Source organism: Streptomyces tendae (assembly GCF_008632955.1).
Lineage (GTDB): Bacteria > Actinomycetota > Actinomycetes > Streptomycetales > Streptomycetaceae > Streptomyces.
Genome location: NZ_CP043959.1, coordinates 2,721,696 through 2,748,388, shown reverse-complemented (window position 1 = coordinate 2,748,388; position 26,693 = coordinate 2,721,696). Strand labels below are relative to the sequence as shown.

The window sequence follows — 26,693 nt, the reverse complement described above, 5'->3', positions numbered from 1 at the left end:
GCGCGCCGAGAGACCATCCACCGCTGTCCCGAAGGACGTATCAACCATGGCCGCCACCCCGCAGAAGCCTGCCGCCGCGCAGAAGCCTGGCGCCGCGAACCCCCGCCGCAAGGTGAGCCGTCACCGCGGCGAGGGGCAGTGGGCCGTGGGGCACCTCACCCCCCTCAACGGCAACGAGCAGTTCAAGAAGGACGACGACGGTCTCAATGTGCGGACACGCATTGAGACGATCTACTCCAAGCGGGGCTTCGACTCGATCGACCCCAACGACCTGCGCGGCCGGATGCGGTGGTGGGGGCTGTACACCCAGCGCAAGCCGGGGATCGACGGCGGCAAGACCGCGATCCTGGAGCCGGAGGAGCTGGACGACAAGTACTTCATGCTGCGGGTACGCATCGACGGCGGCGCCCTGACCACCCGCCAACTGCGGGTGGTCGGTGAGATTTCGCAGGAGTTCGCGCGCGGCACGGCCGACCTGACCGACCGGCAGAACGTCCAGTACCACTGGATCCGCATCGAGGACGTGCCCGCGATCTGGGAGCGGCTGGAGGGCGTCGGCCTGTCCACCGTCACCGCCTGCGGCGACACGCCCCGCGTGATGATCGGCTCCCCCGTCGCCGGCATCGCCGAGGACGAGATCATCGACGGCACCCCCGCGCTGGAGGAGATGAAGCGCCGCGTCCTGGGCAACAAGGCGTACTCGAACCTGCCGCGCAAGTTCAAGACGGCCATCTCCGGTTCGCCGGTGCTCGACGTGGTCCACGAGATCAACGACGTGGCGTTCGTCGGCGTCCGCCACCCCGAGCACGGGCCGGGCTTCGACCTGTGGGTCGGCGGCGGCCTGTCCACCAACCCCAAGCTGGGTGTGCGGCTGGGCGCCTGGGTGCCGATCGAGGACGTGCCGGACGTCTACGAGGGCGTCCTGTCCATCTTCCGCGACTACGGCTACCGCCGGCTGCGCAACCGCGCCCGGCTGAAGTTCCTGGTCGCCGACTGGGGCGCGGAGAAGTTCCGGCAGGTGCTGGAGGACGAGTACCTGAAGCGCGAGCTGACCGACGGGCCCGCGCCCGAGCAGCCCTCGCAGCTGTGGCGCGACCACATCGGCGTGCACCGCCAGAAGGACGGCCGCTTCTACGTCGGCTTCGCGCCGCGCGTCGGCCGTGTCGACGGCACCACCCTCACCAAGATCGCGGACGTCGCGGAGGCGCACGGCTCGGGCCGGGTGCGGACCACCGTCGAACAGAAGATGATCATTCTCGACGTCGAGGAGTCCCAGGTCGACTCCCTGGTGGAGTCCCTGGAGGCGCTGGACCTCAGCGCCCGCCCCTCGCCGTTCCGGCGCGGCACCATGGCCTGCACCGGCATCGAGTTCTGCAAGCTCGCCATCGTCGAGACCAAGGCGCGCGGCGCCTCGCTGATCGACGAACTGGAGCGCCGCATGCCGGACTTCGAGGAACCGATCACCATCAACCTCAACGGCTGCCCGAACGCCTGCGCCCGTATCCAGGTGGCGGACATCGGTCTCAAAGGGCAGCTGGTACTGAACGACGAGGGCGAGCAGGTCGAGGGCTACCAGGTGCACCTCGGCGGCGCCCTGGGTCTGGAGGCCGGCTTCGGCCGCAAGGTGCGCGGCCTGAAGGTCACCGCGGACGAGCTGCCCGACTACGTGGAGCGGGTGCTGGGGCGTTTCCAGGCGGAGCGCGCGGACGGCGAGCGGTTCGCCGCCTGGGTCACCCGGGCCTCCGAGGAGGCCCTGTCATGAGCGAGCGCGCGGCGCCGTTCCACTGCCCCTACTGCGGCGACGAGGACCTGCGCCCCAACGAGGAAGGGCACGGCGCCTGGGAGTGCGCGGCGTGCAACCGGGCCTTCCGGCTGAAGTTCCTCGGGCTGCTGTCCCGGGGGCTCGACCGATCCGACACGGGAGGGGAGCCGACATGACGGCGCTTCAGGAGGAGCGCGGCACCGCCGGTCTGAAGGAGCTCGCCGAGCAGGCGGGCCGGGACCTGGAGGACGCCTCCGCACCGGAGATCCTCCGGTGGGCGGCGAGGACGTTCGGCAAACGCTTCTGCGTGACCTCGTCCATGGAGGACGCGGTGGTCGCCCACCTCGCCTCCCGGGCGATGCCCGGGGTGGACGTGGTGTTCCTCGACACCGGCTACCACTTCCCCGAGACCATCGGCACCCGGGACGCCGTGGAGGTCGTGATGGACGTCAACGTCATCACCCTCACCCCGCGGCAGACGGTCGCCGAGCAGGACGCCGAGTACGGCCCGAAGCTCCACGACCGCGACCCGGACCTGTGCTGCAGGCTGCGCAAGGTGCGGCCGCTGGAGGAGGGCCTGAAGGACTACCTGGCCTGGGCGACCGGCCTGCGCCGCGACGAGTCCCCGACCCGGGCGAACACCCCGGTGGTCGGCTGGGACGAGAAGCGGCAGAAGGTGAAGATCTCCCCCATCGCCCGGTGGACCCAGGACGACGTGGACGCCTACGTCGCCGAGCACGGCGTCCTCACCAACCCGCTGCTGACGGACGGCTACGCCTCCGTGGGGTGCGCCCCCTGCACCCGCCGCGTGCTGGAGGGCGAGGACGCCCGCGCCGGCCGCTGGGCAGGCCGCGCCAAGACCGAGTGCGGACTGCACGGCTGACCCCCATGACCGCGCCTTCGACGAACCAGGAGAATCACGTGACCACCGGAGCCACCGTCTGGCTCACGGGTCTGCCGAGTGCGGGCAAGACCACCATCGCGCACGAACTCGCCGCGCGGCTGCGCGAACAGGGCCGGCCGGCCGAGGTGCTCGACGGCGACGAGATCCGCGAGTTCCTCTCGGCGGGCCTCGGCTTCAGCCGCGAGGACCGGCACACCAACGTGCAGCGGATCGGCTTCGTCGCCGAACTGCTCGCGCGCAACGGCGTCATCGCGCTCGTCCCGGTGATCGCCCCGTACGCCGACAGCCGCGAGGCCGTCCGGACCCGCCACGAGGCGAACGGCACGCCGTACGTGGAGGTGCACGTGGCGACGCCGGTGGAGGTGTGCGCCGTGCGGGACGTGAAGGGCCTGTACGCCAGGCAGGCGGCGGGTGAGCTGACCGGGCTCACCGGTGTCGACGACCCGTACGAGGAGCCCGAGAAGCCCGATCTGCGCATCGAGTCGCAGCACCAGACCGTGCAGGAGTCCGCGGCGGCGGTTCACGCCGTGCTCAGCGAAAGGGGACTGGCATGACGACCGTCGCCACCGTCGAGGAGGGTACGGACAGCCCGTACGCCCTTTCCCACCTGGACGCCCTCGAGTCGGAGGCCGTGCACATCGTCCGTGAGGTGGCGGGTGAGTTCGAGAAGCCGGTGATCCTGTTCTCCGGCGGCAAGGACTCCATCGTCATGCTGCACCTGGCGTTGAAGGCGTTCGCGCCCGCGCCGGTGCCGTTCGCGCTGCTGCACGTGGACACCGGGCACAACTTCCCCGAGGTCCTCGACCACCGCGACCGCACGGTCGCCGAGCACGGGCTGCGGCTGCATGTGGCCTCGGTGCAGGACTACATCGACCGTGGTGTGCTCAAGGAGCGCCCGGACGGCACCCGTAACCCGCTGCAGACGCTGCCGCTGACGGAGAAGATCCGTGAGGAGGGCTTCGACGCGGTGCTCGACGCGGCGGGGGGCGGCGGGACGAGGAGAAGGCCCGCGCCAAGGAGCGGGTGTTCTCGCTGCGTGACGAGTTCTCCCAGTGGGATCCGCGCCGCCAGCGTCCCGAGCTGTGGAACCTGTACAACGGCCGGCACGCACCCGGTGAGCATGTGCGGGTGTTCCCGCTGTCGAACTGGACCGAGCTGGACGTGTGGCAGTACATCGCCCGCGAGGACATCGACCTGCCCGGTATCTACTACGCGCACGAGCGTGAGGTGTTCAAGCGCGGCGGGATGTGGCTGACCGCGGGTGAGTGGGGCGGCCCGAAGGACGGCGAGACGGCTGTCAGGCGCCTGGTGCGTTACCGCACCGTCGGCGACATGTCCTGCACCGGCGCGGTCGACTCCGACGCCGACACCATCGAGAAGGTGATCACGGAGATCGCCGCGTCCCGGCTCACCGAACGCGGTGCCACCCGCGCCGACGACAAGATGTCCGAGGCCGCGATGGAAGACCGCAAGCGCGAAGGGTACTTCTAAGCATGAGCACCGTCACGACCGAGGAACTCTCGGCCACCACCCTGCTGCGGTTCGCCACCGCCGGCTCCGTCGACGACGGCAAGTCCACCCTGGTGGGCCGGCTGCTGCACGACTCCAAGTCCGTGCTCACCGACCAGCTGGAGGCCGTCGAGCGCGTCTCCGCCAGCCGTGGCCAGGACGCCCCCGACCTCGCGCTGCTGACCGACGGTCTTCGGGCGGAGCGGGAGCAGGGCATCACGATCGACGTGGCCTACCGGTACTTCGCCACGCCCAGGCGGCGGTTCATCCTGGCCGACACCCCCGGGCATGTGCAGTACACGCGGAACATGGTCACCGGTGCCTCGACGGCCGAGCTGACGGTGATCCTGGTCGACGCGCGCAACGGTGTGGTCGAGCAGACCCGCCGCCACGCCGCGATCGCCGCGCTGCTGCGCGTCCCGCACGTCGTGCTCGCGGTGAACAAGATGGACCTGGCCGGCTACCAGGAGCCCGTCTTCGCAGCGATCGCCGAGGAGTTCACCGCCTACGCCACCGAGCTGGGCGTCCCGGAGGTCACCGCGATACCGATCTCGGCGCTGGCCGGGGACAACGTGGTCGAACCGTCCGCGCACATGGACTGGTACGGCGGCCCCACCGTCCTGGAACACCTGGAGACGGTGCCGGTCAGTCACGACCTGACCCGCTGCCACGCCCGGCTGCCCGTGCAGTACGTGATCCGCCCGCAGAGCCCCGAACACCCCGACTACCGCGGCTACGCCGGGCAGATCGCCGCCGGCACCTTCCGCGTCGGCGACGGGATCACCGTCCTGCCCTCGGGCCGGACGACCACCGTCACCGGCATCGACCTGCTCGGCAAGCCCGTCGACGTCGCCTGGACACCACAGTCGGTGACCCTGCTCCTCGCCGACGACATCGACATCTCCCGCGGCGACCTGATCGTCCCCGCCAGGGACGCCCCCGACACCACCCAGGACCTCGAAGCGACCGTGTGTCACGTCGCGGACGAGCCGCTCACGGTGGGCCACCGGGTCCTGATCAAGCACGGCACCCGCACGGTGAAGGCGATCGTGAAGGACATCCCCTCCCGGCTCACCCTGGACGACCTGTCCCTGCACCCCCACCCGGGCCGGCTGAACGCCAACGACATCGGCCGGGTCACCATCCGCACCGCCGAACCGCTGCCCGCCGACACCTACGCCGACTCCCGCCGCACCGGATCGTTCATCCTGATCGACCCCCACGACGGCACCACGCTCACCGCGGGCATGGTCGGCGAGTCCTTCGCCACCCCCGACCCCGTCAAGGACGGGGACGACGACGGATGGGACTTCTGACCACCCGCTGACCTCGGCCCTTCTTCGTCCCGCCCTCGCCGACCCCGACCCGCCGACGGCCCCGCCACGCTCCACCCGGGCGTGACCGCAGGGCCGCCACCGAGAGGAACGTCCCCTTGCCTGCCACGACCGCCCTGCGCCGCGCCCTCGCGGTGACGGCCGCGCTGCCGTTGCTGGCCCTGGCCGCCTGCGGTTACGGGTCGCAGGCGAAGGACGACGACACGGTACGGGTGGCCGCGGGAGCGAAGAAGACCGACGGTCTCGACTCGGTGCGGATCGGCTACTTCGGCAACCTCACCCACGCCACCGCGCTGGTCGGCGCCCGCAAAGGGTTCTTCCAGAAGGAACTCGGGGGAACCGAGGCGACATACGCGGTGTTCAACGCGGGCCCCTCCGAGATCGAGGCGCTGAACTCCGGTTCCCTGGACATCGGTTTCATCGGCCCCTCCCCCGCGATCAACGGTTACACCAAGTCCGGCGGCAAGAACCTGCGGATCGTGGGCGGTTCGGCGTCCGGCGGGGTGAAGCTGGTGGTGAACCCGGACAAGGTGACGTCGCTGAAGGACGTCGAGGGCAAGCGGATCGCGACCCCGCAGCTCGGCAACACCCAGGACGTCGCCTTCCTCAACTGGGCGGCCCGGCAGGGCTGGACGGTCGACCCGCAGAGCGGCAAGGGCGACGTCACCGTCGTCCGCAGCGACAACAAGGTCACCCCCGACGCCTTCAGGTCCGGCTCCGTCGACGGGGCCTGGGTGCCGGAGCCGACCGCCTCCCGGCTGGTCGCCCAGGGCGGCAAGGTCCTGCTGGACGAGACCTCGCTGTGGCCGGACGAGAAGTTCGTGATCACGAACATCGTCGTCCGCCAGGAGTTCCTGGAGAAGCACCCGAAGGCCGTGGAGGCGGTGCTGAGGGCGTCGGTCGAGAGCAACTGGTGGATCAACGCGCATCCGGACGAGGCGAAGGCCGCCGCCAACGAGCAGCTGGCCGCCGACACCGGCACGCAGTTGCCCGCCGACGTCCTCGACCCGGCCTGGGAGTCGATCACGTTCCTCGACGACCCGCTGGCCGCGACCCTCAGGACGCAGGCGGGTCACGCCGTGGAGGCGGGCCTGCTGGAACAGCCGGACCTGAAGGGGATCTACGACCTCTCCGTGCTCGGCAAGGTCCTGGAGGCGGCCGGCCGGCCACCCGTCGACGACGCCGGACTCGGCACCGCCCAGCCCCGGATCACGCACGCACCCAGGAGGTGACGACCATGGCCACGACCCTCGCCAAGGCCGCCGACGACACGCAGTCGGTGACGCACGCGGCCCGTGTCGAGCACGTCTCGAAGTCGTTCGCGGGTCCCGCCGGGCAGCAGCTCGTGCTGGACGACATCACCCTCGACGTCGCCCCCGGCGAGTTCGTCACCCTCCTCGGCGCCTCCGGCTGCGGCAAGTCCACCCTCCTCAACCTCACCGCCGGCCTCGACAAACCCACCACGGGCACCATCACCACCGACGGCCGCCCCGCCCTGATGTTCCAGGAACACGCCCTCTTCCCCTGGCTCACCGCCGGCAAGAACATCGAACTCGCCCTCAAACTCCGCGGCACCCCCAAGAACGAACGCCGCGACCGCGCCGAACAACTGCTGCAACTGGTCCGGCTGAAGGGCGCCCACGGCAAGCGCGTGCACGAACTGTCCGGCGGCATGCGCCAGCGCGTCGCCCTCGCCCGCGCCCTCGCCCAGGAAAGCCGGCTGCTGCTGATGGACGAACCCTTCGCCGCGCTCGACGCCATCACCCGCGACGTCCTGCACGACGAACTCACCCGCATCTGGCGCGAGACCGGCCTGTCCGTCCTGTTCGTCACCCACAACGTCCGCGAGGCCGTCCGCCTCGCCCAGCGCGTCGTACTGCTGTCCTCCCGCCCCGGACGCATCGCCCACCAGTGGACCGTGGACATCCCCCACCCCCGCCGCATCGAGGACACCGCCGTCGCGGAACTGTCCGTCGAGATCACCGAACAACTCCGTGGGGAGATCCGCCGCCATGGCCAGCACTGACACCACCCCCGCCACGGCCGGGGACGGCGCCGGCGACCTGGCCGGACTCGAAGCCGGGCTGGACGCGCTGGAGACCGTGCAGACCAGCCGCAAGCCGTTCCGTGAGACGTTCACCCAGAAGATCCTCCCCCCGGTCGTCGCCGTGACGCTCGTGCTGGCCGTGTGGCAGTCGCTGGTCACCTTCGAGGTCGTCGACGACCCCACCAAGCTCCCCGCACCCGCCGACGTCTGGCACGTCCTGGAAAAGGCCTGGCTGCAGGGCGAACTCCTCGGCTACATCTGGACCTCCGTCTCCCGCGGCCTGCTCGGCTTCTGCCTCGCCCTGCTCATCGCCACCCCCCTCGGCCTCCTCCTCGCCCGCGTCACACTCATCCGCGCCGCGATCGGCCCGATCCTGTCCGGACTGCAGTCCCTGCCCTCCGTCGCCTGGGTCCCGCCCGCCGTCATCTGGCTCGGCCTGAACAACCAGATGATGTACGCCGTCATCCTCCTCGGCGCCGTCCCCTCCATCGCCAACGGACTCCTCTCCGGCGTCGACCAAATCCCGCCCCTCTACCAGCGCGCCGGACGCACCCTCGGCGCCACCGGCATCAAAGGCACCTGGCACATCACCCTGCCCGCCGCCCTCCCCGGCTACGTCGCCGGCCTCAAACAAGGCTGGGCCTTCTCCTGGCGCTCCCTCATGGCCGCCGAGATCATCGCCTCCTTCCCCGACCTCGGCGTCGGCCTCGGACAACTCCTCGAAAACGGCCGCAACGCCAGCGACATGGCCATGGTCTTCGAAGCCATCCTCCTCATCCTCACCGTCGGCATCGCCATCGACCTGCTCATCTTCAGCCCCCTCGAACGCCGCGTCCTGCGCACCCGCGGACTGCTGGTGAAGAGCTGAGGTGCCCGCCATGCGTCGTCCCGTCCTTCTCGTCGTCGCCCACGGCAGCCGCGATCCGCGGCATGCCGCGACCGTGCACGAACTGGTGCGCCGTGTGCGCGCGCTGCGGCCCGGGCTGCGGGTCGAGACAGGCTTCCTGGACTTCAACGTGCCGTCCGTGAACGGCGTGCTGGAGTCCCTCGACGCGGAGGGCGTGCGGGACGTGGTCGCCCTGCCGCTGCTGCTGACCCGGGCGTTCCACGCCAAGGCGGACATCCCCGCGGTGCTGGCCGAGGCCCCGCCGCGGCTGCGGATCCGCCAGGCCGAGGTGCTGGGACCGTCCCCGCTGCTGCTGGCGGCGCTGGAGCGGCGGCTGTACGAGGCGGGCCTGACGCCCGCCGACAAGTCCTCGACCGGGGTCGTGCTGGCCTCGGCGGGGTCCTCCGACCCGGAGGCGATCGCAGTGATCGCAGACGTCGCGCGGGAGTGGCGGCACACCGGTTGGTGCGCCGTGCGGCCTGCGTTCGCCTCCGCTTCCCTTCCGCGCACCGAGCAGGCGGTGCGGGAGCTGCGGGAGCTCGGCTGCGCCCGCGTCGCCGTGGCGCCGTACGTGCTGGCTCCCGGCCGGCTGCCGGACCGGATCGCCCGGGGCGCGGCCGGGGCGGACGTCCTCGCGGACGTGCTGGGCCCGGCACCGGAGGTGGCCCAGGTGCTCCTGGCGCGCTACGACGCGGCGCGCACGCCGGTGCTGACGGCGCTGGGGGCCTGAGCCGGCCGCTCAGGCCTCGGTCATCTCCACCAGCTTGACCACGGTGTTCCAGTTGCGGCTCGTGGCGACGACGCCCTTGTTGACGCGGGGCCTGGACAGGAACTCGGCGAGCTTGGAGCGGCCGAGTCCGTCGGGGACGTACAGGTAGAGGGCACGGTCGCCGAGGCGGAACTCCTCCGGAAGGTACGCCCCGCGGTCGATCTCCGCGAACCGCTCGTCGGTGACGGGCGCGGAGAAGTAGGTGACGTGGAGCTGCTTGGGCTGCAGGTCGGCGGCCGGGAAGGGGCACGCCTCGACGATGCCCTCGAGGTAGGTGTGGTCGCGCACGATCACGTCCACGTCGAAGCCGAAGTGCCGGGCCAGCGCTCCGGACATCCCGGCGGCCAGCGACTCCTCGTCGCCGTGGTCGGCCGTGAAGGCGGCCTGGCCGCTCTGCAGGTGGGTGCGTACGTCCTCGTGGCCGAGGCTCTCCAGGAGTCCGCGCAGTTCGGCCATCGGGACTTTTCTGCCGCCGCCCACGTTGATGCCGCGCAGCAGTGCCGCGTATCTCTTCGCCATGCCCCGACTGTAGAGCGGCCGTCGTGCCCCGTGGGGGTGGGCACGACGGCCGGGCCACGCGCGCGGCGGGCCCCGCAACTCTGTCCGACCGGGCGGGCCCGGAGCAACCTGAACACGCTGCTGTGACTTGTTCAACAAAGTTGCGGAAAGGCGCAGGGGACGCCCGGGTCGCGGTGCGGGCGGCCCCGGACCCTGATCCGCGGGCCCGACGTCCCGGACATGTGTAGGGGGCCACGGTCCTCCCCAGTGGGGAGGAGGGCCGAGCCGGGGGGATGAGGGCGGGCCCCGCGGCTTCACCGGACAGCACGACGAGACGCGCCGGCCCGGCCCATACCTTCGAAACGTCAGGTGGCGGCAGGGGGTCGCTGCCGCATACGAGGGAGCGAACCCGTCATGGGGAACGGAGACGCGCGGGTACGGGGCCTCGCCGCCCGGGCCGGCGGCTGGAGCGCCCGGCACCGCTGGGCGGCCGTCGGGATCTGGGTGCTGTTCGTGGTGCTGGCGATGGGGCTCGGGTCGGCGGCGGGCCGGGTCGACGTGAACGAGAGCGAGCAGCTCAAGGGGGAGACCGCCACCGCGGCCCGTATCGTCGAGGACGCCGGCATCGAGGAGCCGGCCGGGGAGAGCGTGCTCGTCCAGGCGAAGGGCGACGGACCGAAGGCCACCGACCCGGCGTTCCGGTCGGCGGTCGCCGCGGTCGTCACGGCCGTGGAGAAGACCGGCCAGGTCACGGACGTCACCTCGCCGTACGAGAGCGACACCATCTCGAAGGACGGGCGCAGCGCCCTGATCCAGTTCGACATGCGCGGGGACCCGCAGACGGCGGGTGAGCGGGTCGAGCCGGTGCTGGAGGCGGTGGCGGACGTCCAGAAGGAGAACGGGTCGCTGCGGATCGAGGAGATCGGCGGCGCCAGCATGATGAAGACGTTCGACGACGCGTTCGGCGACGACTTCAAGAAGGCGGAGTACTCCGCGGTGCCGGTGGCGCTGGGCATCCTGCTGATCGCGTTCGGCGCGCTGGTGGCGGCGCTGCTTCCGGTGGCGCTGGCGATCACCGCGATCGTGGCGACCATGGGTCTGATGGGACTGGTGAGCCACCTCCAGCCGATGAGCGACACCGCCAACTCGGTGATGCTTCTCGTGGGTCTGGCCGTGGGTGTCGACTACTGCCTGTTCTACCTGCGCCGTGAGCGGGAGGAGCGGGCGGCCGGCCGGGACGCGCAGACGGCGCTGCGGATCGCCGCCGCGACCAGCGGCCGGGCGATCGTCGTCTCGGGTGTCACGGTGTGCGTGGCCATGGCGGGCATGCTGTTCACCGGGATCGCCGAGTTCGAGGCGATGGGTCTGGCCTCGCTGATGGTGGTCGCGGTCGCCATGGTCGGCTCCGTCACCGTGCTGCCCGCGCTGCTGTCGCTCCTGGGCGAGCGGGTCGAGAAGGGCAGGCTGCCGTTCCTGCGCCGGCGTCGCAGCGGGGCCGGCAACGACAGCAGGTTCTGGTCGGCCGTGCTGAAGCGGGTGCTGGCCCGTCCGGTGCTGTCGGTGGTCGTGGCGGCCGGCGCGCTGCTCGCGGTGGCCGCGCCCGCGCTCGGCATGAAGACGGAGAACCTCACGCTGGACCAGGAGTTCGGCGACTCGCTGCCGATCGTGCAGACGTACAACCGGGTCAACGAGGCGTTCCCGGGCGGTTCCGAGCCGGCCGAGGTGGTCGTCAAGGCCGACGACATCAACGCGCCCGAGGTGAAGGCGGCGCTCGCCGACTTCCGTGCGCAGGCGGTCGCTTCGGGCGCCTCGCGCGGCCCGGTGGAGATCAAGCTGCACGACCAGCAGAACCTGGCCTTCGTGTACGTGCCGCTGGTCGGCGGCTCCGACCAGGACGCGGCGGGCGCGAGCCTGGAGAAGCTTCGCGACGAGGTGCGTCCGGCGACGCTGGGCAAGGTCGACGGGATCGAGGCGCCGATCACCGGTCAGGTGGCGGGCAACAAGGACTTCAACGACCAGCTGGTCGGCTCGGTGGTCCCGGTGTTCGCGTTCGTGGTGGTGTTCGCCTTCGTGCTGATGCTGCTGTCGTTCCGCTCGCTGACGGTCGCGGTCACCTCGATCGTGCTGAACCTGCTGTCGGTGGGCGCCGCGTACGGCATCCTTGTCGCGGTCTTCCAGCACGGCTGGGGCGCGTCCCTGGTGGGCGCGGAGGGCGTCGGCGCCATCATCACCTGGCTGCCGCTGTTCCTCTTCGTGATCCTGTTCGGCCTGTCGATGGACTACCACGTGTTCGTGGTCTCCCGGATCCGGGAGGCGCGGGCGCGGGGGCTGGAGACGCGGGACGCGATCCGGCACGGGGTGGTCACCACGGCCGGTGTGGTCACCAGCGCCGCCGTCATCATGGTCGCCGTGTTCGCGATCTTCGGCACCCTGTCCATGCAGTCCATGAAGCAGATGGGCGTGGGCCTGGCGGCGGCGGTGCTGATCGACGCGACGGTCATCCGGGGCGTGCTGCTCCCGGCGGTGATGTCGCTGCTCGGCGAGCGCAACTGGTACTTCCCGACGTGGCTGCGCCGGCTGCCCGACCTGACGCACGACGAGGCGCCGGAGGCGCTCGCGCCGACGCCGCGGGCGAAGGACGACGAGGGCGAGAAGGTGCCGGTCTGACCGGCACGGACAGGGGGAAGGGCCCGGCGGCTGCCACCGCCGGGCCCTTCGCCGTGTCGTTCGGAGCCGTTCGGTGCGTTCGGTGCCGTTCGCGTGGCCCGGCACCGCCGTCGCGCGGCGGCCCTCGCCCCGCGCCTCAGCTCCGTCCGGGCAGTTCCGCCTCGATCAGGTCGGCGGCCCTGCGGGTGCCGCCCTCCTGTGCCATCTCCGCCTGGACGCTCTTCAGGCGGCGGGCGACCTCCGGGTCGTCGACGAGGGCGAGGGCGGCGGTGCGCAGCGCCTCGGCGGTCGCCTCCTCGGTGGGCAGGTGCCGGGCCACTCCGAGCGCCTGGAGCATGTCGGCGTTGCCGAACTGGTCCACCGCCTGCGGTACGGCGATCATCGGGGTGGCCGTGGCCAGGCCCTCCTGGCTGCCGCCCGCCCCGGCGTGGGTGACGAACAGGTCGGCCTGCTTGAGGATCGCGAGCTGCGGCACCCAGGAGCGCACCTCGACGTTCGGCGGCAGGTCGCCGAGCTCGGCGGGGTCGACGTGCCTGCCGATCTGCAGCACCAGGTGCCAGCCGGGCAGTCCGCCGAACGCCTCGACGCACCGCCGGTAGAAGGCCGGCTGCTTGGTGAAGGACGACCCGAGCGACACCAGGACGACCCTCTCCGCCCCGGCGGGCCGCTGCCAGTCCCCCTCGGCGTCGCGATCGCCCTGGCAGGCGCCCACGAAGGAGTACACCGTCTCGTCGACGCGGTCGGCGTTCGGCTGGAGCGCCTTCGGGATGAGCACGATGGAGCGGTCCGGGCGGCCCCCGAAGTCCTCCGGGCTCAGGGTGATCCCGTTCTCCTCCAGCCACGCCCGGAAACGGGCCTGGTAGGCCTTGCCGCGTTCGGTCCTGTTCGGCTCCTCCCACATCGGCTCGGCGACCTCCTTCTCGTAGCCGTCCCAGGCGACGAGGTTCGGTGAGAGGGAGACGGCGGGCACGCTCCAGCGGTGGGCGAGCACGCGGGCCGGGTAGGAGGTGATGTCGTGCAGCACGAGGTCGGGGTGTCGCCCTCGTACGCCTCGATGAGCTGCGGGAGCGCCTGGATGGCGTCCGCGAGAAAGGGCTCGACGTTGTCGAGGAGGGTGGTGCCCCAGTCCTCGGGGTCGTCGTCGGGGCCGGGCAGGGTGGAGTTCCACAGCCTGGGTTCGGCGCCCGTCCCGGCGACCTTCTCCGCGAAGAGCGGCGGGATCGCGTAGGTCACCCGGTGGCCGCGCGCCACGAGCTCGCGGATCACCTCGAGGCTGGGGTTCACGTGCCCGTGGGCGGCGATGGAGAACATGGCGATGTGCGCGGGTGCGGTCATACGAGGACCGTAGGCGAGACGATACGTCTCGTGCAACTGGTTAACCGGTGGCGGGTGGGGGGAGCCGTCTCCCCTTGCGGGACCGGGCGGGTGCCCGCACGCCCGCGCCGAGCGCCAGCGCCGTCGGGGCGGCCGGGAGGCGGACCGCGTGCTCCGACGGTCGGCCGCGGAGCGCTCCGCGGCCGACCGTGCGCGCCGGAGCCCCGTTCCCCCGCGCCCGGCCGGGCTCCTCGGCCGGGCATCGCGGCCGGGCGGCCGTGCCCGCGTGCGCCGCCCGGTGACGGCGGCCCCGCCGAAGGGCTCACCTCTGGTAGCGGGCGAGTACCAGGTTGCCGTCGTCCTCCAGGCGGGCGCGCAGCTCGCCGAGGCCGATCGCGCCGCTGTAGTACTCCTGGAGCGCCGGGTGGCGACCTTGTCCTTCCACTCCGGGTAGCCCCGTACGGACTGGGCGGGGGCCGGGCGGAGGTGGGCGGCGAGGGCGGTGCCGGTGGCCCAGCCGTGCTCGGGGGTGCGCAGCGCGGGGTCGGCGAGGGCCTGGCGGCCGGTGGGCAGCATCCAGTCGCCGAGCGCGAGGCGGACCATGTTCCTCGGCTGGAGCAGGAAGTCAAGGAAGGCGACGGCCTCCTTCTTGTGCGGGCAGTCCTCGGCGACGGAGAGCGTCTGCGGGCTGACGCCCTGGGCGAGCCCGCCCGCCCCGGCAGGTGCGGGCAGCACCTGCCAGTCGAAGCCCTTGGGTGCCTGCTGGACGATCTGCTGGCGGTAGGAGAAGCCGAGCGGCACCATCGCGTACTTCCCCGCGAACAGGCCGGGCAGGGTGTCGGAGCCGCCGCTGCCGAGGGTGGTGGGTGAGGCGCTGCGGTCGCTGTTCACCTGTTCGTGGATCGTGCGCGGGACGACCTCGTCGCCGTCCTCGAACCGCACGGTGACCTTGCCGTCGGCGTCCCGGTGGAAGAGGCGGCCGCCCGCGGAGAGGGACAGGTTGAGCGTGGCGGACACCGGCTCCTTGAGCGGCCAGGCCACGCCGTATCTGCCGTCGCCCGACAGCTTCTCCGTCACCTGCTGGAACTCCGCCCAGCTCCACGGGTGTGCGGGTGTCGGGACGCGGACCCCGGACTCCCTCAGCCGGGCGGTGCCGGCGATGAGCACGCGCGGCTCCTGGAGGAAGGGGACGCCGTAGACGCCGTCGCCGAAGGTGACGGACCGCCAGGCGAGCGGCGGGATGTCGGACCTGAGCCGTTCGGGCAGCAGGTCCGTGAGGTCGGCCAGGTGGCCCCCGTAGGCGAAGTCGGCGAGGTCGTCGGAGGCGTCGTGGACGATGTCCGGGGCCGCACCGCCCTCGAAGGAGGTGAGGAGCTGGTCGTGGACGCTGTCCCAGCTGCCCTGGACGTACTCCACCCGGACGTCGGGGTGGGCGGCGTTCCACTCCGCGACCAGTTCCTTGGTGGCCTCGACCGACTCCTGCTGCCAGGCCAGGGACTGGAAGCGCAGGGTGATCCGGCCGTCGTCGCGGGTGCCGCCGGAGGAGCAGCCGGCCAGCAGCAGGGCGAGTGCGAGGGCCGCGACGAGCATCCTGGTGCGGGTGGTCATCAGCCCTTCACCGCCCCGGCGAGCACGCCGCCCGTGATGCGGCGCTGGATGAGGGCGAAGACGAGCAGGGACGGCAGCGTCGCGAGGAACGCGGCGGCCGCCAGCGGGCCCAGGTCGGCGACCCCCTCGGCCCCGATGAAGCGGGTGAGGAGCACCGGCAGGGTCTGCTGCTCCGGCGTCTTCAGCAGGACGAGGGCGAAGAAGAACTCGTTCCACGCGGTGACGAAGGCGAACAGCGCGGTCGCCGCGATCCCCGGCGCGAGCAGCGGCGCCGTCACCGACACCAGGACGCGCAGCCGCCCGGCGCCGTCGACGGCCGCGGCCTCCTCCAGCTCGGCCGGCACGGCGCGGACGTACCCGGTGAGCATCCACAGGGCGAAGGGCAGCGCCCAGACGACGTAGACCAGCACCAGGCCGGGCAGGGAGTCGATGAGCCGCAGGTTCTTCAGCACCAGGAACAGCGGGATGATCAGCAGCACGAACGGGAACGCCTGGCTGACCACCACCCAGCCGGTCGTCGCACGGCCCAGGGCGGTGCGGTGCCGGGCCGTCACGTACGCCATCGGGGTGGCCACGGTGACCGCGACGACCGCCGCCGCGGAGGCGGTGAGCAGGGAGTTGAGGGCGGCCCGCAGCAGCGGCTGCTCGTCGAAGGCCTGCCGGAAGTTGGCGAGGGTGGGGTCCTTCGGGACCCAGGTGGGGTGCAGCCCGGCCAGCTCGGCCGGGGGCTTGAACGCGGTGGACGCCAGCCAGACGAGCGGGAAGGCCAGGAAGACCAGGTAGGCGAGCAGCGCGGCGTACTGGCCGGCGCGGGCGGCGGTGCGGGTCCTCATGTCTCGTCGGCTCCCCTCAGCCGGCCGGCGAGGAAGACGGCCAGCATGACCGAGATCGCGGCGACCATGACGCAGCCCATGGCGGCCGAGTAGCCGAACTGCCCGTACCGGAAGGCCTCTTCGTAGGCGAACAGCATGGGCAGCCGGGTGCGTCCGCCGGGGCCGCCGTTGGTCAGCACGTAGACCAGTGCGAAGGAGTTGAAGTTCCAGATCAGGTTGAGCGCCGTGATGGCGAGGGCGACGGGCCGCAGGGCGGGCCAGGTGACCGTGCGGAAGCGGCGCCACGGTCCGGCGCCGTCCACGGCGGCGGCCTCGTGCAGCTCGCGCGGGGTGTTCTGGAGCCCGGCGAGCAGCGCCACCGTGGTCTGCGGCATGCCCGCCCACACACCGACGACGATCACCGCGGGCAGGGCGGTGGCGAGCCCGCTCAGCCAGTCCCGGTCGCCGCCGAACCCGAGGTCGCGCAGGGTTTCGTTGAGGATGCCGGCGTCCGGGTTGTAGGTGATCCGCCACATGATGCCGACGACCACCTCCGGCATCGCCCAAGGGACGATGGCGAGGGCGCGGGCCGCCCAGCGCAGCCTCAGGTCCTGGTTGAGCAGCAGGGCGAGGCCGAGCGCCAGCAAGAACTGCGGCACCGTCACGCCGACCGCCCACACCAGGCCGATGCGGAACGACTCCCAGAAAAGGGTGTCCTGGAGCAGGTCCTGGAAGTTCAGGGTGCCGATCCAGCGGGTCGGCTCGGTGCGGCCCGACTGGGCGTCGGTGAAGGCCAGCAGGATGCCGTAGAGCAGCGGGCCGACGCTGAGCACCAGGATCGGGATCAGCGCGGGCAGCACCAGGAACCACGGGCCGTGACCGGCGGCGCGCCGCACGGGGCTGCCCGGGTCGGGCGCGCGGGGCTCGGATCTCCTCGCCTCGGTCACCGACGTCACGGCATCAGCCCCTTTGAACGGTGAGGGTGGGCCCGGTCATGGTCGTGAACCTGCCATCCCCCGTCAAGGGCCCGCGCACACCACCCGACCTGTACGAATGCGAGACTGACCGGCGAAGGGCCGTCGCAGGGCGGCGGCCGACGGCGCGGCGGGCTCAGGGCGGACACGGAGGCGGGACGATGGACGAGGCACGGGCGCGGGAGGTTCTGGACGCCGCGGGTGTGCTTCCCGGGGGCGCCAGGGACGCGCGGCTGCTGGCGCTCGGGGAGAACGCCGTGTTCGCGGCCGGCGACCTGGCCGTCAAGGTGGGCCGGGACGCCGAGCTGCTGGAGCGGGCCCGCCGGGAGCTGGCCGTCGCGGGGTGGCTGGCCGAGCAGGGCGTGCCCGCGGTGCGGCCGGCCGTGCCGGAGGCGCTGCTGGTCGAGGGGCACCCGGTGACCGTGTGGCACCGGCTGGCGGAGCCGGTGCGGCCGGCGGGTCCCGCGGATCTGGCCGCGCTGCTGCGGCAGGTCCACGCGCTGCCCGCTCCCCCGTTCGCCCTGCCGCCCCGCTCGCTGCTGGACGGCGTCGAGCGCTGGCTGCGGCTCGCGGGCGACGCCGTCGACCCGGCGGACGCGGCCTATCTGCGTGAACGCCGCGACGGGTTCGCGGAGGCCGCCGACGCGCTGACGCCCCGGCTGCCGCGCGGGCCCGTCCACGGCGACGCGCTGACCCGCAATGTGCACGTCGGCCCGGACGGGCCGGTCCTGATCGACCTGGAGACCTTCTCCTCGGACCTGCGCGAGCACGACCTGGTGGTGATGGCCCTCTCGCACGACCGCTACGGGCTGCCGGACGAGGCGTACGCGTCGTTCACCGAGACCTACGGCTGGGACGTGCGGGAGTGGGACGGCTGCTCGGTGCTGCGCGGGGCGCGTGAGACGGCCAGCTGCGCCTGGGTCGCCCAGCACGCTCCGGGGAACCCCAAGGCGCTGGCCGAGTTCCGCCGCCGGGTGGCGTCCCTGCGGGACGGCGACGAGACGGTGCGCTGGTATCCGTTCTGAGCGGACCGGGTCAGGAGGCGGTGGGCCGCAGGGGCTCGCCCGCCGGCTCGCGCAGCGGCCAGGTGCTGTCGACGACGGCGGCCGGGTCGCCCTTGCGGCGCAGGAAGTCCTGGAAGTCCGCCGCCCAGGCCGCGTACCACTCGATCTGACGGCGGTGCAGCTCCGCCGGGCCGAGGGCCGCGACCTTCGGGTGGCGGACGGCTATCGCGCAGGCCAGCCGGGCGGCGGCGAGGGCGTCGGCCGTCGCGTCGTGCGCCGCGTCGAGGACGACGCCGTACTCGGCGCAGACCGCTTCGAGGGTGCGCTTGCCGCGGCGGTAGCGGTCGACCGCGCGGTCGATGGTGTAGGGGTCGATGACCGGGGCCGGGTCGGCGCCGCCCAGACGGTCGCGCAGGGACGGCAGTCCGTGGCGCCGCAGTTCGGCGGAGAGCAGGCTCAGGTCGAAGGAGGCGTTGTAGGCGACGACCGGGACGCCGGTCTGCCAGTAGGCGGCGAGGACACCGGCGATGGCGTCGGCGACCTGGTCGGCGGGGCGGCCCTCGGCGGCCGCCCGCTCGTTGCTGATGCCGTGGACCGCGACCGCGTCCTCCGGGATCGGCACGCCCGGGTCGGCCAGCCACTCCCGGCGACCCAGCGGCTCGCCCGCCCGGAGCTCGATCACGGCTCCTGTGACGATCCGCGCCTCGCGCGGGTCCGTCCCCGTGGTCTCCAGGTCGAAGCCGATCAGCAGCTCCCGGTGCCAGCCCATGGGCTGCCCCCCTTCTGTGTGGTGCGTTCCCCCAGTGGCTTTCACCCTGACACGCGCCACTGACAATCAGAGGATCGCATTCCGCTTGCCGGGAGGGACGCGCCGGCCCGGCCCCGCGCCGTACGGCCCGCACGAAGCCCGGACAGTCACCCGCTTTCAGGACACCGGCCGCGAATCCGCCCACATCAGCTCGAACTCCTCGCGGTAGGTGGGGAAGAGGCCCCCCTCCTCGATCTCGCCCGGCTTGACCACCTTGGTCCCGTTGCGCAGGACCAGCACCGGCGCCTCCATGCCCCGGACGCGCCGCAGGTGGTTCTGCACCACGGCGATGCCGTCCGAGCCGTCGCCGTCCACCAGGTAGGCCGTGCAGCGCGGCGTCTCGTCGTACACCTGGATCTCGAAGGCGCCCGGGTCCCGCAGCCGCGACCGCACGCGGCGCATGTGCAGGATGTTCATCTCGACGGAACGGCCCAGCTCGCCGCGCTTGATGCCCAGTTCACGCTCGCGGCGCTTGACCGCGCTGGAGGCCGGGTTGAGGAACAGCAGCCGCACCCGGCAGCCGGACTCGGCCAGCCGCACCAGCCGGCGCCCGGAGAAGTTCTGCACGAGCAGGTTCAGGCCGATGCCGATCGCGTCGAGCCGGCGGGCCCCGCCGAATATGTCCTCGGCGGGGAACTGGCGCAACAGCCGCACCCGGTCCGGGTGGACGGCGACCACGTCCGCGTACCGGTCGCCGACCAGGTCCTCGACCGCGTCCACCGGCAGCCGGCGCGCCGAGGGCACGTCGCCGCCCGCGCCCAGCATCTCCAGCAGCCGCGCGGAGGCCCGCTCGGCCTGGTTCAGCACCGCCTCGGACAGCGCCCGGTTGCGGGAGACCACGTTGCGGGTGACCTCCAGCTCGTCCAGAGCCAGCTCGACGTCCCGGCGGTCGTCGAAGTACGGCTCGAAGCACGGCCAGTGCTGCACCATCAGCTCACGCAGCTGCGGCAGGGTGAGGAAGGACAGCACGTTGTCGTCGGCCGGATCGAGCAGGTAGCCCTTGCGGCGGCTGACCTCGCGCACGGCGACCGCGCGCTGCACCCACTCCTGCCCGGCGGGTCCGGCGGCGGCCACCACCCAGTCGTCGCCGTGCACGGGCTCGTAGATCGGCCGCAGGACGGCGGCCACGACCGCGCGCAGCCGCTGCTCGACCAGGTTCAGCCAGATGTAGGCCCGGCCGGCCCGCTGCGCGCGGGTGCGCACCTCGCGCCAGGCGTCCGCGCCCCAGTCCAGCTCCGGCCCGATCGAACCCGCGTCCATCGGCCGTGCCAGGGACACCGCACCGGGCGGGACGTCCGTGGAGCCGCTCCCCTCGTGACCCTCGTCACCAGGGGGCAGTTCCAGCCCTCCCGACCCCACCCGCGCACCGCCTTCCGCTCCCCCGAGCACTCCCCGTCCTGACGATCAAGGAGAGTACTCCGCCTGCGGTGCGCGGTGCAGCCCGATGGACAGGGTCGTTTCCCAACTTCCCCCGTTCAAACGACCGTTCCGCCCCGCGCGAGACGGCGAGTGAGCGGTTTCATAGCGGATTCGCGGGATGTGCGGTCGTCGGCGGCGAGGGCGTGGGTAGAAGGTTCTTCCCGCCCTTTCGGGGAGACACGGGGACACTCGGACCCAAGGCGTCCCCACCGGCGCCGTACACCTGAAAGAGTCGTGTCCATGCAGGTCTGGCCTGGCGAGGCATATCCGCTCGGTGCCACGTACGACGGCGCCGGAACGAATTTCGCGGTCTTCACGGAGGCCGCGGACCGAGTAGAGCTGTGTCTGCTGCACGACGACGGCTCCGAGACCGCGGTCGAACTGCGGGAGAGCGACGCGTTCGTGCGGCACGCGTACCTGCCCGGGGTCATGCCCGGGCAGCGGTACGGCTTCCGTGCGCACGGCCCGTACGCCCCCGAGAGAGGAATGCGCTGCAACTCCGCGAAACTGCTGCTCGATCCGTACGCGCGTGCGATCAGTGGCTCGGTCCAGTGGGGCGAGGAGGTCTACGGCTACCACTTCGACGACCCCGAACGGCGCAACGACCTGGACTCGGCGCCGCACACGATGACGTCGGTCGTGGTCAACCCGTACTTCGACTGGGGGGACGACCGGCGCCCCCGGACGGAGTACCACCACACGGTCATCTACGAGGCGCACGTCAAGGGCCTCACCATGCGCCACCCGGGGCTCCCCGAGGAGCTGCGCGGCACCTACGCGGGTCTGGCGCACCCCGCGATCATCGAGCACCTGACCGAGCTCGGCGTGACCGCGCTCGAGCTGATGCCGGTGCACCAGTTCGTGAACGACCACCGGCTGGTCGACATGGGCCTGAACAACTACTGGGGCTACAACACCATCGGCTTCTTCGCGCCGCACAACGCCTACGCGTCCTGGGGCGACCGGGGCCAGCAGGTGCTGGAGTTCAAGTCGGCGGTGAAGGCGCTGCACGAGGCCGGGATCGAGGTGATCCTCGACGTGGTCTACAACCACACCGCCGAGGGCAACCACCTGGGTCCGACGCTGTCCCTCAAGGGCCTCGACAATCCCTCCTACTACCGGCTGACCGAAGACCCCCGGTACTACATGGACACCACGGGCACCGGGAACTCGCTGCTGATGCGGTCCCCGCACGTGCTCCAGATGATCATGGACTCGCTGCGTTACTGGGTCACCGAGATGCATGTCGACGGGTTCCGCTTCGACCTCGCGGCGACCCTGGCGCGGCAGTTCCACGAGGTGGACCGGCTGTCGTCGTTCTTCGACCTGGTGCAGCAGGACCCGGTGGTCTCCCAGGTGAAGCTGATCGCGGAGCCCTGGGACGTGGGTGAGGGCGGCTACCAGGTGGGCAACTTCCCGCCGCTGTGGACCGAGTGGAACGGAAAGTACCGCGACACCGTGCGGGACCTGTGGCGGGGCGAGCCGCGCACGCTCGCGGAGTTCGCCTCCCGGCTGACCGGCTCCTCCGACCTCTACCAGGACGACGGGCGGCGCCCGCTGGCCTCGATCAACTTCGTCACCTGTCACGACGGCTTCACCCTGCACGACCTGGTGGCCTACAACGACAAGCACAACGAGGCCAACGGCGAGGACAACCGCGACGGCGAGAGCCACAACAGGTCCTGGAACTGCGGCGCCGAGGGCGACACCGACGACCCCGGCGTGCTGGCGCTGCGGGCCCGGCAGATGCGCAACTTCATCGCCACCCTGATGCTGTCCCAGGGCGTGCCGATGATCAGCCACGGCGACGAGCTGGCCCGCACCCAGCGCGGCAACAACAACGCCTACTGCCAGGACAACGAGCTGGCCTGGCTGGACTGGCCGGACGAGGAGGAGGGTGAAGAAGGGGACGCGGGGGGCGCGGGGGACGTCCGCAGGCAGCTGCTGGAGTTCACCCGGGCGATGGTGTGGCTGCGCAAGGACCACCCGGTCTTCCGCCGGCGCCGCTTCTTCCACGGCCGGCCGGTGGAGGGCACCCACGACGACCTCTCCGACATCTCCTGGTTCACCCCCGAGGGCGCGGAGATGACCCAGCGGGACTGGGACTCCGCGCGGGCGTCGGCGCTGACGGTGTTCCTCAACGGCAACGCCATCTCCGAGCCCGGGCAGCGCGGGGAGCGGATCGCCGACGACTCGTTCCTGCTGATGTTCAACGCCTCCCCCAAGCCGCTGGACTTCGTGGTGCCGGTGGACCACGGCGCCCAGTGGCAGGTGGTGGTCGACACCGCGCGCGCGGACGGTGTGCCCCCGGGCACGGGTCCGAAGGTGTCGGCCGGCACCCGGCTGACGCTGGCCGACCGCAGCCTGACGGTGCTGCAACGGCCGGCGTGACCGCACACCCCGGGTTCACCCGTCCGGGCGACGGGTGACCCGGTGGGGCGAGCGGGCGCACGAAAGGCGGCCAGAGGGGTACGTAGGTTCCCATGACCCCTGAGCGACGTGACCCGGCGGTGCCCACGGCGACCTACCGGCTGCAGCTGCAGCCCGGCTTCCCGTTCGCGGCGGCGGCCGAGGCCGTGCCGTACCTGGCCTCGCTCGGCGTGTCCCATCTGCATCTGTCGCCCGTCCTGGAGGCGGTGCCCGGCTCCCAGCACGGCTACGACGTGGTGGACCACGCGCGCGTACGGGAGGAGCTGGGCGGTGAGGAGGGGCTGCGGGAGCTGTCCCGCACCGCGCGGCGGCACGGGCTGGGTCTCGTGGTGGACATCGTCCCGAACCACATGGCGATGTCCCCCCGCCACAACGCGGCGCTGTGGGACGTGCTGCGCGACGGCCCGTCCTCGCGCCGCGCCCGCTGGTTCGACATCGACTGGGAGGCCCAGGGCGGACAGGTGCTGCTGCCGGTACTCGGCGGCCCGCTCGGCGAGGAGGCGGACCGGCTGAAGGTCGACGGCGACGTGCTGCGTTACTACGACCACACCTTCCCGCTGCGCGAGGGGACGGCGGGGCTGCCGCTGCCGCAGCTGCTGGACGCGCAGTGGTACCGGCCGGTGTGGTGGCGGCTGGCCCGCACCGAGCTCAACTACCGCCGGTTCTTCAGCATCTCCGAGCTGATCGGCGTGCGGGTGGAGGACCCCGAGGTGTTCGAGGTGACGCACGGAAAGATCCTGGAACTGCTGCACGGGGGCGTGATCGACGGGCTGCGCGTGGATCACCCGGACGGGCTCGCCGACCCCGACGGCTATCTGCGGCGGCTGCACGAGGCGACGGGTGGCCGCTGGACGGTGGTGGAGAAGATCCTCGCCGACGGCGAGCCGCTGCCGCCCTCCTGGCCGGTCGCCGGCACCACCGGCTACGACGCCCTGCGCCATGTCGACGGGGTGTTCACCGACCCGGCCGGGTTCGGGGAGCTGCTGGGCCGCTACCGGGCCTTCGCGGCCCCGCAGACGGACCGGGGCGGCGACTGGGACGCCACGGTGCGGCGGGCCGCGTACAAGGTGCTGACGCACGAGCTGGCCACCGAGATGGACCGGCTGACCCGGACGGCGGTCCGGCTGTGCGCGACCGCGCCGGAGACCGCGCTGCGGGACCGCGCGCCCTGGGCACTGCGCACCGCGCTGCTGGAGCTGCTGGTACGCCTGGACGTGTACCGCCCGTACGCCTCCGTGGACGCGGCCTCGGTGGTGACCGAGGAGGCCGCGGACGGGGCCCGGCGCGCGTTCGCCGTCCCGGAGGAGGCCGGCGCGGTGGACGTCGTACGCGACCTGGTGCTCGGGCGGTACGGGGACGGACCCGCGCACGTGGAGTTCCGTACGCGGTTCGCGCAGACGGCGTCGGCGCTGCGGGCCAAGTCCGTGGAGGACACGGCGTTCTACCGCTATGTGCCGCTGCTGTCGGCGACGGAGGTGGGCGGTGAACCGGGCGACCCGGCGGTGGACCCGGACCGGTTCCACGCGTACTGCGCGCGCGTGCAGCGCGACTGGCCGGTCACGGGCACGGTGCTGTCGACGCACGACGCCAAGCGCAGCGCGGACGTGCGGGCGGCGCTGCACGTGCTCACCGAGTGCCCGGAGCGCTGGGCGGACCTCCTCGCCGGGGTGTCCCGCACCGGGGACGGGGTGCCCGACGCCCAGCTGGCGTGGGCGGCCTGGCAGACGGTGTTCGGGCTGGGGCCGGCCGAGGAGGAGCGGGTGCAGGCGGCGCTGCTGAAGCATGTCCGCGAGGCGGGCCTGTTCACCAGCTGGACCGAGCAGGAGCCGCCGTACGAGGAGGCGGTGGCGCGGTTCGTGTCGGCGGGCCCGTGCGGAGTGCCGGGCCGGAAGGTGGCCGAGTTCCGCGCGTCGCTGGAGCCGCACATCCGGGCGAACGTGCTGGGCGCGGCGCTGGTGCACCTGACGATGCCGGGCGTGCCCGACCTCTACCAGGGTACCGAGCACGAGTACCGGGCCCTGGTCGACCCGGACAACCGGCGGCCGGTGCGGTTCGGGGAGGACGGCGGCGACAAGGAGGCGGTCACGCGGGCGGCGCTGGCCCTGCGGGCACGGCGGCCGGAGCTCTTCGGCGAGACGGCCTCGTACGAGCCGCTGACGGCCGAGGGACCGGCGGCGGCGCACTGCCTGGCGTTCGCCCGCTCCGGCGAGGTGATCACCGCGGTGACCCGCCTGTCCCTCCGCCTCGCCGATTCGGGCGGCTGGCATGACACCCGCCTCCCGCTCCCACCGGGCCGGTGGGCCGATGTACACGACGCGGGACGGGAGTTCAGCGGCGAGGTGCCGGCGGCGGAACTGTTCGCGGCGTTGCCGGTGGCTTTGCTGGAGAGGGTGCCGGAGTGAGATCCGCGGAGGCCCTCGTGGGCGCGCGCACGCAGGGGTGATGCGGGCAGCGCGCGGGGCCGGTGCGGGGCTCGTGGATGTGCGGCGGGCCGGGGTGGCGGGTGTGCGGGCGCGAGGCCGGGGAGTGCCTCCGGGCGCCCCCTGGCGGCTCCCCCTCGGTGCCCTTGACACCACCTCGTGACCGTGGGGTACTGCGCAGTGCGGATGCCGGCGGTGACGGGGGGTGGGTCCGCTGCGGGAGTCGCGCTATCCGACGGTGGCCGAGCTGGTCTTCTCCGCCCGGGCGCTGGCCGTCCAGTGGCCGGGGCTGTGTGTGCTGCGACAGGTGGGCGTCTCCCGTGCGGGGCGGCCCCTGCACCTGCTGTCCGTCGGACGCGCCCGTAGCGCCGTCCTCGTGGTGGCGGGCGCGCACGCCAACGAACCCGCGGGCAACGGCACGCTGCTGGCGCTGGCCCGGCGGACCCTGCAGGACCGGGAGCTGCGGGACGGCATGTCGTGGCACTTCCTGCTGTGCGCCGACCCCGACGGGGCGAGCCTGCACGTCACACCGGCCCCGCGCAGCCTGTACGACTACCACCTCGGCTTCTTCCGTCCCGCCGGGCCGGAGCAGCCCGAGTGGGCCCCCTCGGTGCTGCCCGCCGACCGGCTGCCCCCGGAGACCCGGGCGCTGACCGGGGTGATCGACGAGCTGCGGCCCTTCCTCCAGGTCTCCCTGCACGGCACCGATCTGGGCGGCAGCTGGGTGCAGTTGACCAGGGACGTGCCGGGGCTGGCGGAACCGTTCGCCAAGTCCGCGGCCGAGCTGCACATCCCGGTGGAGACGGGCGCCTCGGACGCGGCGGGATGGCCCGCTTCGGGGCCCGGGGTGCACGTGATGCCCGCGCCGGAGGCCGCGCCGGCCTATCCCAGCCTGTCCGACGACGCCCGGCACAGCACCTGGTACCACGCGCACCGCTACGGCGGGCTGACCGCGGTGATAGAGGTGCCGATGTGGGCGAGCGACCTGGTGGACGACCCCGCCCCGCATCCGGCGCCGGACACCGCGATGCACGCGCTCGCGGAGCGGCTGCTGCGGGACACCGGGGAGGTGCGGCACGTGCTGGAGGGCGCGCGGCCGCTGCCCGGCGACACCGACGGTCCGCTGCTGCGGGCGGCCACCTGGGTGCTGGAGCTGGTCCCGGGTCTGGCCGCCGACCTCGCCCACACGCCGCCCGCCGACGGCACCCGCGCCTACGTCGGCAGCGTGGACGCCTTCGCCCGGCGGGTGCCGCTCCGGGCGGCGGCGATGCTGCGCCGCGCGCTGCGGCACACCGACGCGCAGGCGGCTGCTCGGCTCGACCAGTTGGTCGCCCAGTGGAGCGACGCCTTCGCCACCCGTTTCCGGGCCCGTTGGGTGCCGGTGCGGCACCAGGTCGAGCACCAGTCCCGCACGGTGATGGCGGCCGCACGGCAGGCGCGGGGCGGGCTGTGACCTTCGGGACCGGGCGACGACGGGCGTCGGGCGGGACGAGTGGTGCTCCGCCTGGCGGTCCACCGGTGTGCACCG

The 26,693-nt window shown here is 72.4% G+C and carries 19 protein-coding genes and 3 pseudogenes; 15 read left to right on the top strand and 7 right to left on the bottom strand.

All coding sequences use genetic code 11. The annotated features are described in order from the left end of the window. Nucleotides 1-46 precede the first annotated feature (46 nt). The 10 genes and pseudogenes from F3L20_RS12750 (at nt 47) to F3L20_RS12705 (ending at nt 9,172) form a co-directional block, all read left to right on the top strand. A complete protein-coding gene (locus tag F3L20_RS12750; RefSeq protein ID WP_024884633.1) occupies nt 47-1,762 on the top strand; it encodes a nitrite/sulfite reductase in 1,716 nt (571 codons plus the stop codon). Further along, complete coding sequence (locus F3L20_RS12745) at nt 1,759-1,938, top strand: hypothetical protein (RefSeq protein WP_024884634.1); 180 nt, start codon at nt 1,759-1,761, stop codon at nt 1,936-1,938. The genes F3L20_RS12750 and F3L20_RS12745 overlap by 4 nt, the downstream gene beginning before the upstream one ends. Further along, a complete protein-coding gene (locus F3L20_RS12740) occupies nt 1,935-2,645 on the top strand; it encodes a phosphoadenylyl-sulfate reductase (protein WP_150154475.1) in 711 nt (236 codons plus the stop codon). Before F3L20_RS12745 ends, F3L20_RS12740 begins: the two co-directional genes overlap by 4 nt. 38 nt (nt 2,646-2,683) lie before the next feature. After that, nucleotides 2,684-3,220 carry an adenylyl-sulfate kinase gene (gene cysC, locus F3L20_RS12735; protein WP_150154474.1) on the top strand — a complete coding sequence of 179 codons (537 nt, stop codon included), beginning with the start codon at nt 2,684-2,686 and terminating at the stop codon, nt 3,218-3,220. Then, nucleotides 3,217-4,157, top strand: a pseudogene (cysD, locus tag F3L20_RS12730) (sulfate adenylyltransferase subunit CysD). Before cysC ends, cysD begins: the two are co-directional and overlap by 4 nt. A gap of 2 nt (nt 4,158-4,159) precedes the next feature. Further along, nucleotides 4,160-5,491 carry a sulfate adenylyltransferase subunit 1 gene (locus F3L20_RS12725; protein ID WP_150154473.1) on the top strand — a complete coding sequence of 444 codons (1,332 nt, stop codon included), beginning with the start codon at nt 4,160-4,162 and terminating at the stop codon, nt 5,489-5,491. A gap of 116 nt (nt 5,492-5,607) precedes the next feature. Next, entirely contained in the window at nt 5,608-6,741 is a 1,134-nt protein-coding gene (locus F3L20_RS12720) for an aliphatic sulfonate ABC transporter substrate-binding protein (RefSeq protein WP_150154472.1), read from the top strand. A 5-nt stretch (nt 6,742-6,746) separates the two neighbouring features. Then, nucleotides 6,747-7,535 (top strand): ABC transporter ATP-binding protein, encoded by a 789-nt coding sequence (locus F3L20_RS12715; RefSeq protein WP_150154469.1) that lies wholly within the window; start codon nt 6,747-6,749, stop codon nt 7,533-7,535. Then, nucleotides 7,522-8,424, top strand: a complete 903-nt coding sequence (locus F3L20_RS12710; RefSeq protein WP_150154467.1) for an ABC transporter permease — start codon at nt 7,522-7,524, stop codon at nt 8,422-8,424. The genes F3L20_RS12715 and F3L20_RS12710 overlap by 14 nt, the downstream gene beginning before the upstream one ends. 10 nt (nt 8,425-8,434) lie before the next feature. After that, entirely contained in the window at nt 8,435-9,172 is a 738-nt protein-coding gene (locus tag F3L20_RS12705) for a sirohydrochlorin chelatase (protein WP_167534517.1), read from the top strand. A 9-nt stretch (nt 9,173-9,181) separates the two neighbouring features. Here F3L20_RS12705 and F3L20_RS12700 read toward each other — a convergent pair whose 3' ends face one another. Next, nucleotides 9,182-9,730, bottom strand: a complete 549-nt coding sequence (locus tag F3L20_RS12700) for a DUF1697 domain-containing protein (protein ID WP_150154463.1) — start codon at nt 9,728-9,730, stop codon at nt 9,182-9,184. 393 nt (nt 9,731-10,123) lie between these two features. Between F3L20_RS12700 and F3L20_RS12695 the strand changes: the two genes are divergently transcribed. Further along, nucleotides 10,124-12,376 (top strand): MMPL family transporter, encoded by a 2,253-nt coding sequence (locus F3L20_RS12695; protein ID WP_150154461.1) that lies wholly within the window; start codon nt 10,124-10,126, stop codon nt 12,374-12,376. Nucleotides 12,377-12,512: 136 nt separating this feature from the next. On the opposite strand, the pseudogene mgt reads toward F3L20_RS12695, so the two are convergent. The 4 genes and pseudogenes from mgt to F3L20_RS12675 all read right to left on the bottom strand — a co-directional run bounded on the left by mgt (nt 12,513) and on the right by F3L20_RS12675 (nt 17,066). Next, nucleotides 12,513-13,711, bottom strand: a pseudogene (gene mgt / locus F3L20_RS12690) (macrolide-inactivating glycosyltransferase). A 301-nt stretch (nt 13,712-14,012) separates the two neighbouring features. After that, nucleotides 14,013-15,298: pseudogene (locus F3L20_RS12685) on the bottom strand (ABC transporter substrate-binding protein). Beyond that, the gene (locus F3L20_RS12680; RefSeq protein ID WP_150154460.1) at nt 15,298-16,131 is read right to left on the bottom strand and encodes a carbohydrate ABC transporter permease; all 834 of its coding nucleotides are present in this window, start codon (nt 16,129-16,131) and stop codon (nt 15,298-15,300) included. The pseudogene F3L20_RS12685 and the gene F3L20_RS12680 overlap by 1 nt, the downstream one beginning before the upstream one ends. Further along, nucleotides 16,128-17,066 (bottom strand): carbohydrate ABC transporter permease, encoded by a 939-nt coding sequence (locus F3L20_RS12675; protein WP_150154458.1) that lies wholly within the window; start codon nt 17,064-17,066, stop codon nt 16,128-16,130. The genes F3L20_RS12680 and F3L20_RS12675 overlap by 4 nt, the downstream gene beginning before the upstream one ends. Before the next feature lie 179 nt (nt 17,067-17,245). Here F3L20_RS12675 and F3L20_RS12670 point away from each other — a divergent pair, with 179 nt between their 5' ends. Then, nucleotides 17,246-18,109 (top strand): phosphotransferase enzyme family protein, encoded by an 864-nt coding sequence (locus tag F3L20_RS12670; protein ID WP_150154456.1) that lies wholly within the window; start codon nt 17,246-17,248, stop codon nt 18,107-18,109. A 10-nt stretch (nt 18,110-18,119) separates the two neighbouring features. On the opposite strand, the gene F3L20_RS12665 is transcribed toward F3L20_RS12670, so the two are convergent. Together F3L20_RS12665 and F3L20_RS12660 are read right to left on the bottom strand one after the other, a co-directional pair. Next, nucleotides 18,120-18,857 (bottom strand): 3'-5' exonuclease, encoded by a 738-nt coding sequence (locus F3L20_RS12665; protein ID WP_150154455.1) that lies wholly within the window; start codon nt 18,855-18,857, stop codon nt 18,120-18,122. 156 nt (nt 18,858-19,013) lie between these two features. After that, nucleotides 19,014-20,255 carry an SAV2148 family HEPN domain-containing protein gene (locus F3L20_RS12660; protein WP_150154453.1) on the bottom strand — a complete coding sequence of 414 codons (1,242 nt, stop codon included), beginning with the start codon at nt 20,253-20,255 and terminating at the stop codon, nt 19,014-19,016. A gap of 300 nt (nt 20,256-20,555) precedes the next feature. Here F3L20_RS12660 and glgX point away from each other — a divergent pair, with 300 nt between their 5' ends. The 3 genes from glgX (at nt 20,556) to F3L20_RS12645 (ending at nt 26,618) form a co-directional block, all read left to right on the top strand. Further along, complete coding sequence (gene glgX / locus F3L20_RS12655) at nt 20,556-22,706, top strand: glycogen debranching protein GlgX (protein WP_150154451.1); 2,151 nt, start codon at nt 20,556-20,558, stop codon at nt 22,704-22,706. A gap of 92 nt (nt 22,707-22,798) precedes the next feature. Continuing rightward, nucleotides 22,799-25,147 (top strand): malto-oligosyltrehalose synthase, encoded by a 2,349-nt coding sequence (gene treY / locus F3L20_RS12650; RefSeq protein ID WP_150154448.1) that lies wholly within the window; start codon nt 22,799-22,801, stop codon nt 25,145-25,147. 223 nt (nt 25,148-25,370) lie between these two features. Then, nucleotides 25,371-26,618, top strand: a complete 1,248-nt coding sequence (locus F3L20_RS12645) for a M14 family zinc carboxypeptidase (protein WP_150154446.1) — start codon at nt 25,371-25,373, stop codon at nt 26,616-26,618. The last annotated feature ends 75 nt before the right edge of the window (nt 26,619-26,693 follow it).

What these genes read in the sequence shown, in the direction of transcription:
- F3L20_RS12750 (WP_024884633.1), top strand. Translation starts at nt 47, where the DNA reads ATGGCCGCCACCCCGCAGAAGCCTGCCGCCGCGCAGAAGCCTGGCGCC.
- F3L20_RS12745 (WP_024884634.1), top strand. Translation starts at nt 1,759, where the DNA reads ATGAGCGAGCGCGCGGCGCCGTTCCACTGCCCCTACTGCGGCGACGAG.
- F3L20_RS12740 (WP_150154475.1), top strand. Translation starts at nt 1,935, where the DNA reads ATGACGGCGCTTCAGGAGGAGCGCGGCACCGCCGGTCTGAAGGAGCTC.
- F3L20_RS12725 (WP_150154473.1), top strand. Translation starts at nt 4,160, where the DNA reads ATGAGCACCGTCACGACCGAGGAACTCTCGGCCACCACCCTGCTGCGG.
- F3L20_RS12715 (WP_150154469.1), top strand. Translation starts at nt 6,747, where the DNA reads ATGGCCACGACCCTCGCCAAGGCCGCCGACGACACGCAGTCGGTGACG.
- F3L20_RS12710 (WP_150154467.1), top strand. Translation starts at nt 7,522, where the DNA reads ATGGCCAGCACTGACACCACCCCCGCCACGGCCGGGGACGGCGCCGGC.
- F3L20_RS12705 (WP_167534517.1), top strand. Translation starts at nt 8,435, where the DNA reads ATGCGTCGTCCCGTCCTTCTCGTCGTCGCCCACGGCAGCCGCGATCCG.
- F3L20_RS12700 (WP_150154463.1), bottom strand. Translation starts at nt 9,730, where the DNA reads ATGGCGAAGAGATACGCGGCACTGCTGCGCGGCATCAACGTGGGCGGC.
- F3L20_RS12695 (WP_150154461.1), top strand. Translation starts at nt 10,124, where the DNA reads ATGGGGAACGGAGACGCGCGGGTACGGGGCCTCGCCGCCCGGGCCGGC.
- F3L20_RS12680 (WP_150154460.1), bottom strand. Translation starts at nt 16,131, where the DNA reads ATGAGGACCCGCACCGCCGCCCGCGCCGGCCAGTACGCCGCGCTGCTC.
- F3L20_RS12670 (WP_150154456.1), top strand. Translation starts at nt 17,246, where the DNA reads ATGGACGAGGCACGGGCGCGGGAGGTTCTGGACGCCGCGGGTGTGCTT.
- F3L20_RS12665 (WP_150154455.1), bottom strand. Translation starts at nt 18,857, where the DNA reads ATGGGCTGGCACCGGGAGCTGCTGATCGGCTTCGACCTGGAGACCACG.
- glgX (WP_150154451.1), top strand. Translation starts at nt 20,556, where the DNA reads ATGCAGGTCTGGCCTGGCGAGGCATATCCGCTCGGTGCCACGTACGAC.
- treY (WP_150154448.1), top strand. Translation starts at nt 22,799, where the DNA reads ATGACCCCTGAGCGACGTGACCCGGCGGTGCCCACGGCGACCTACCGG.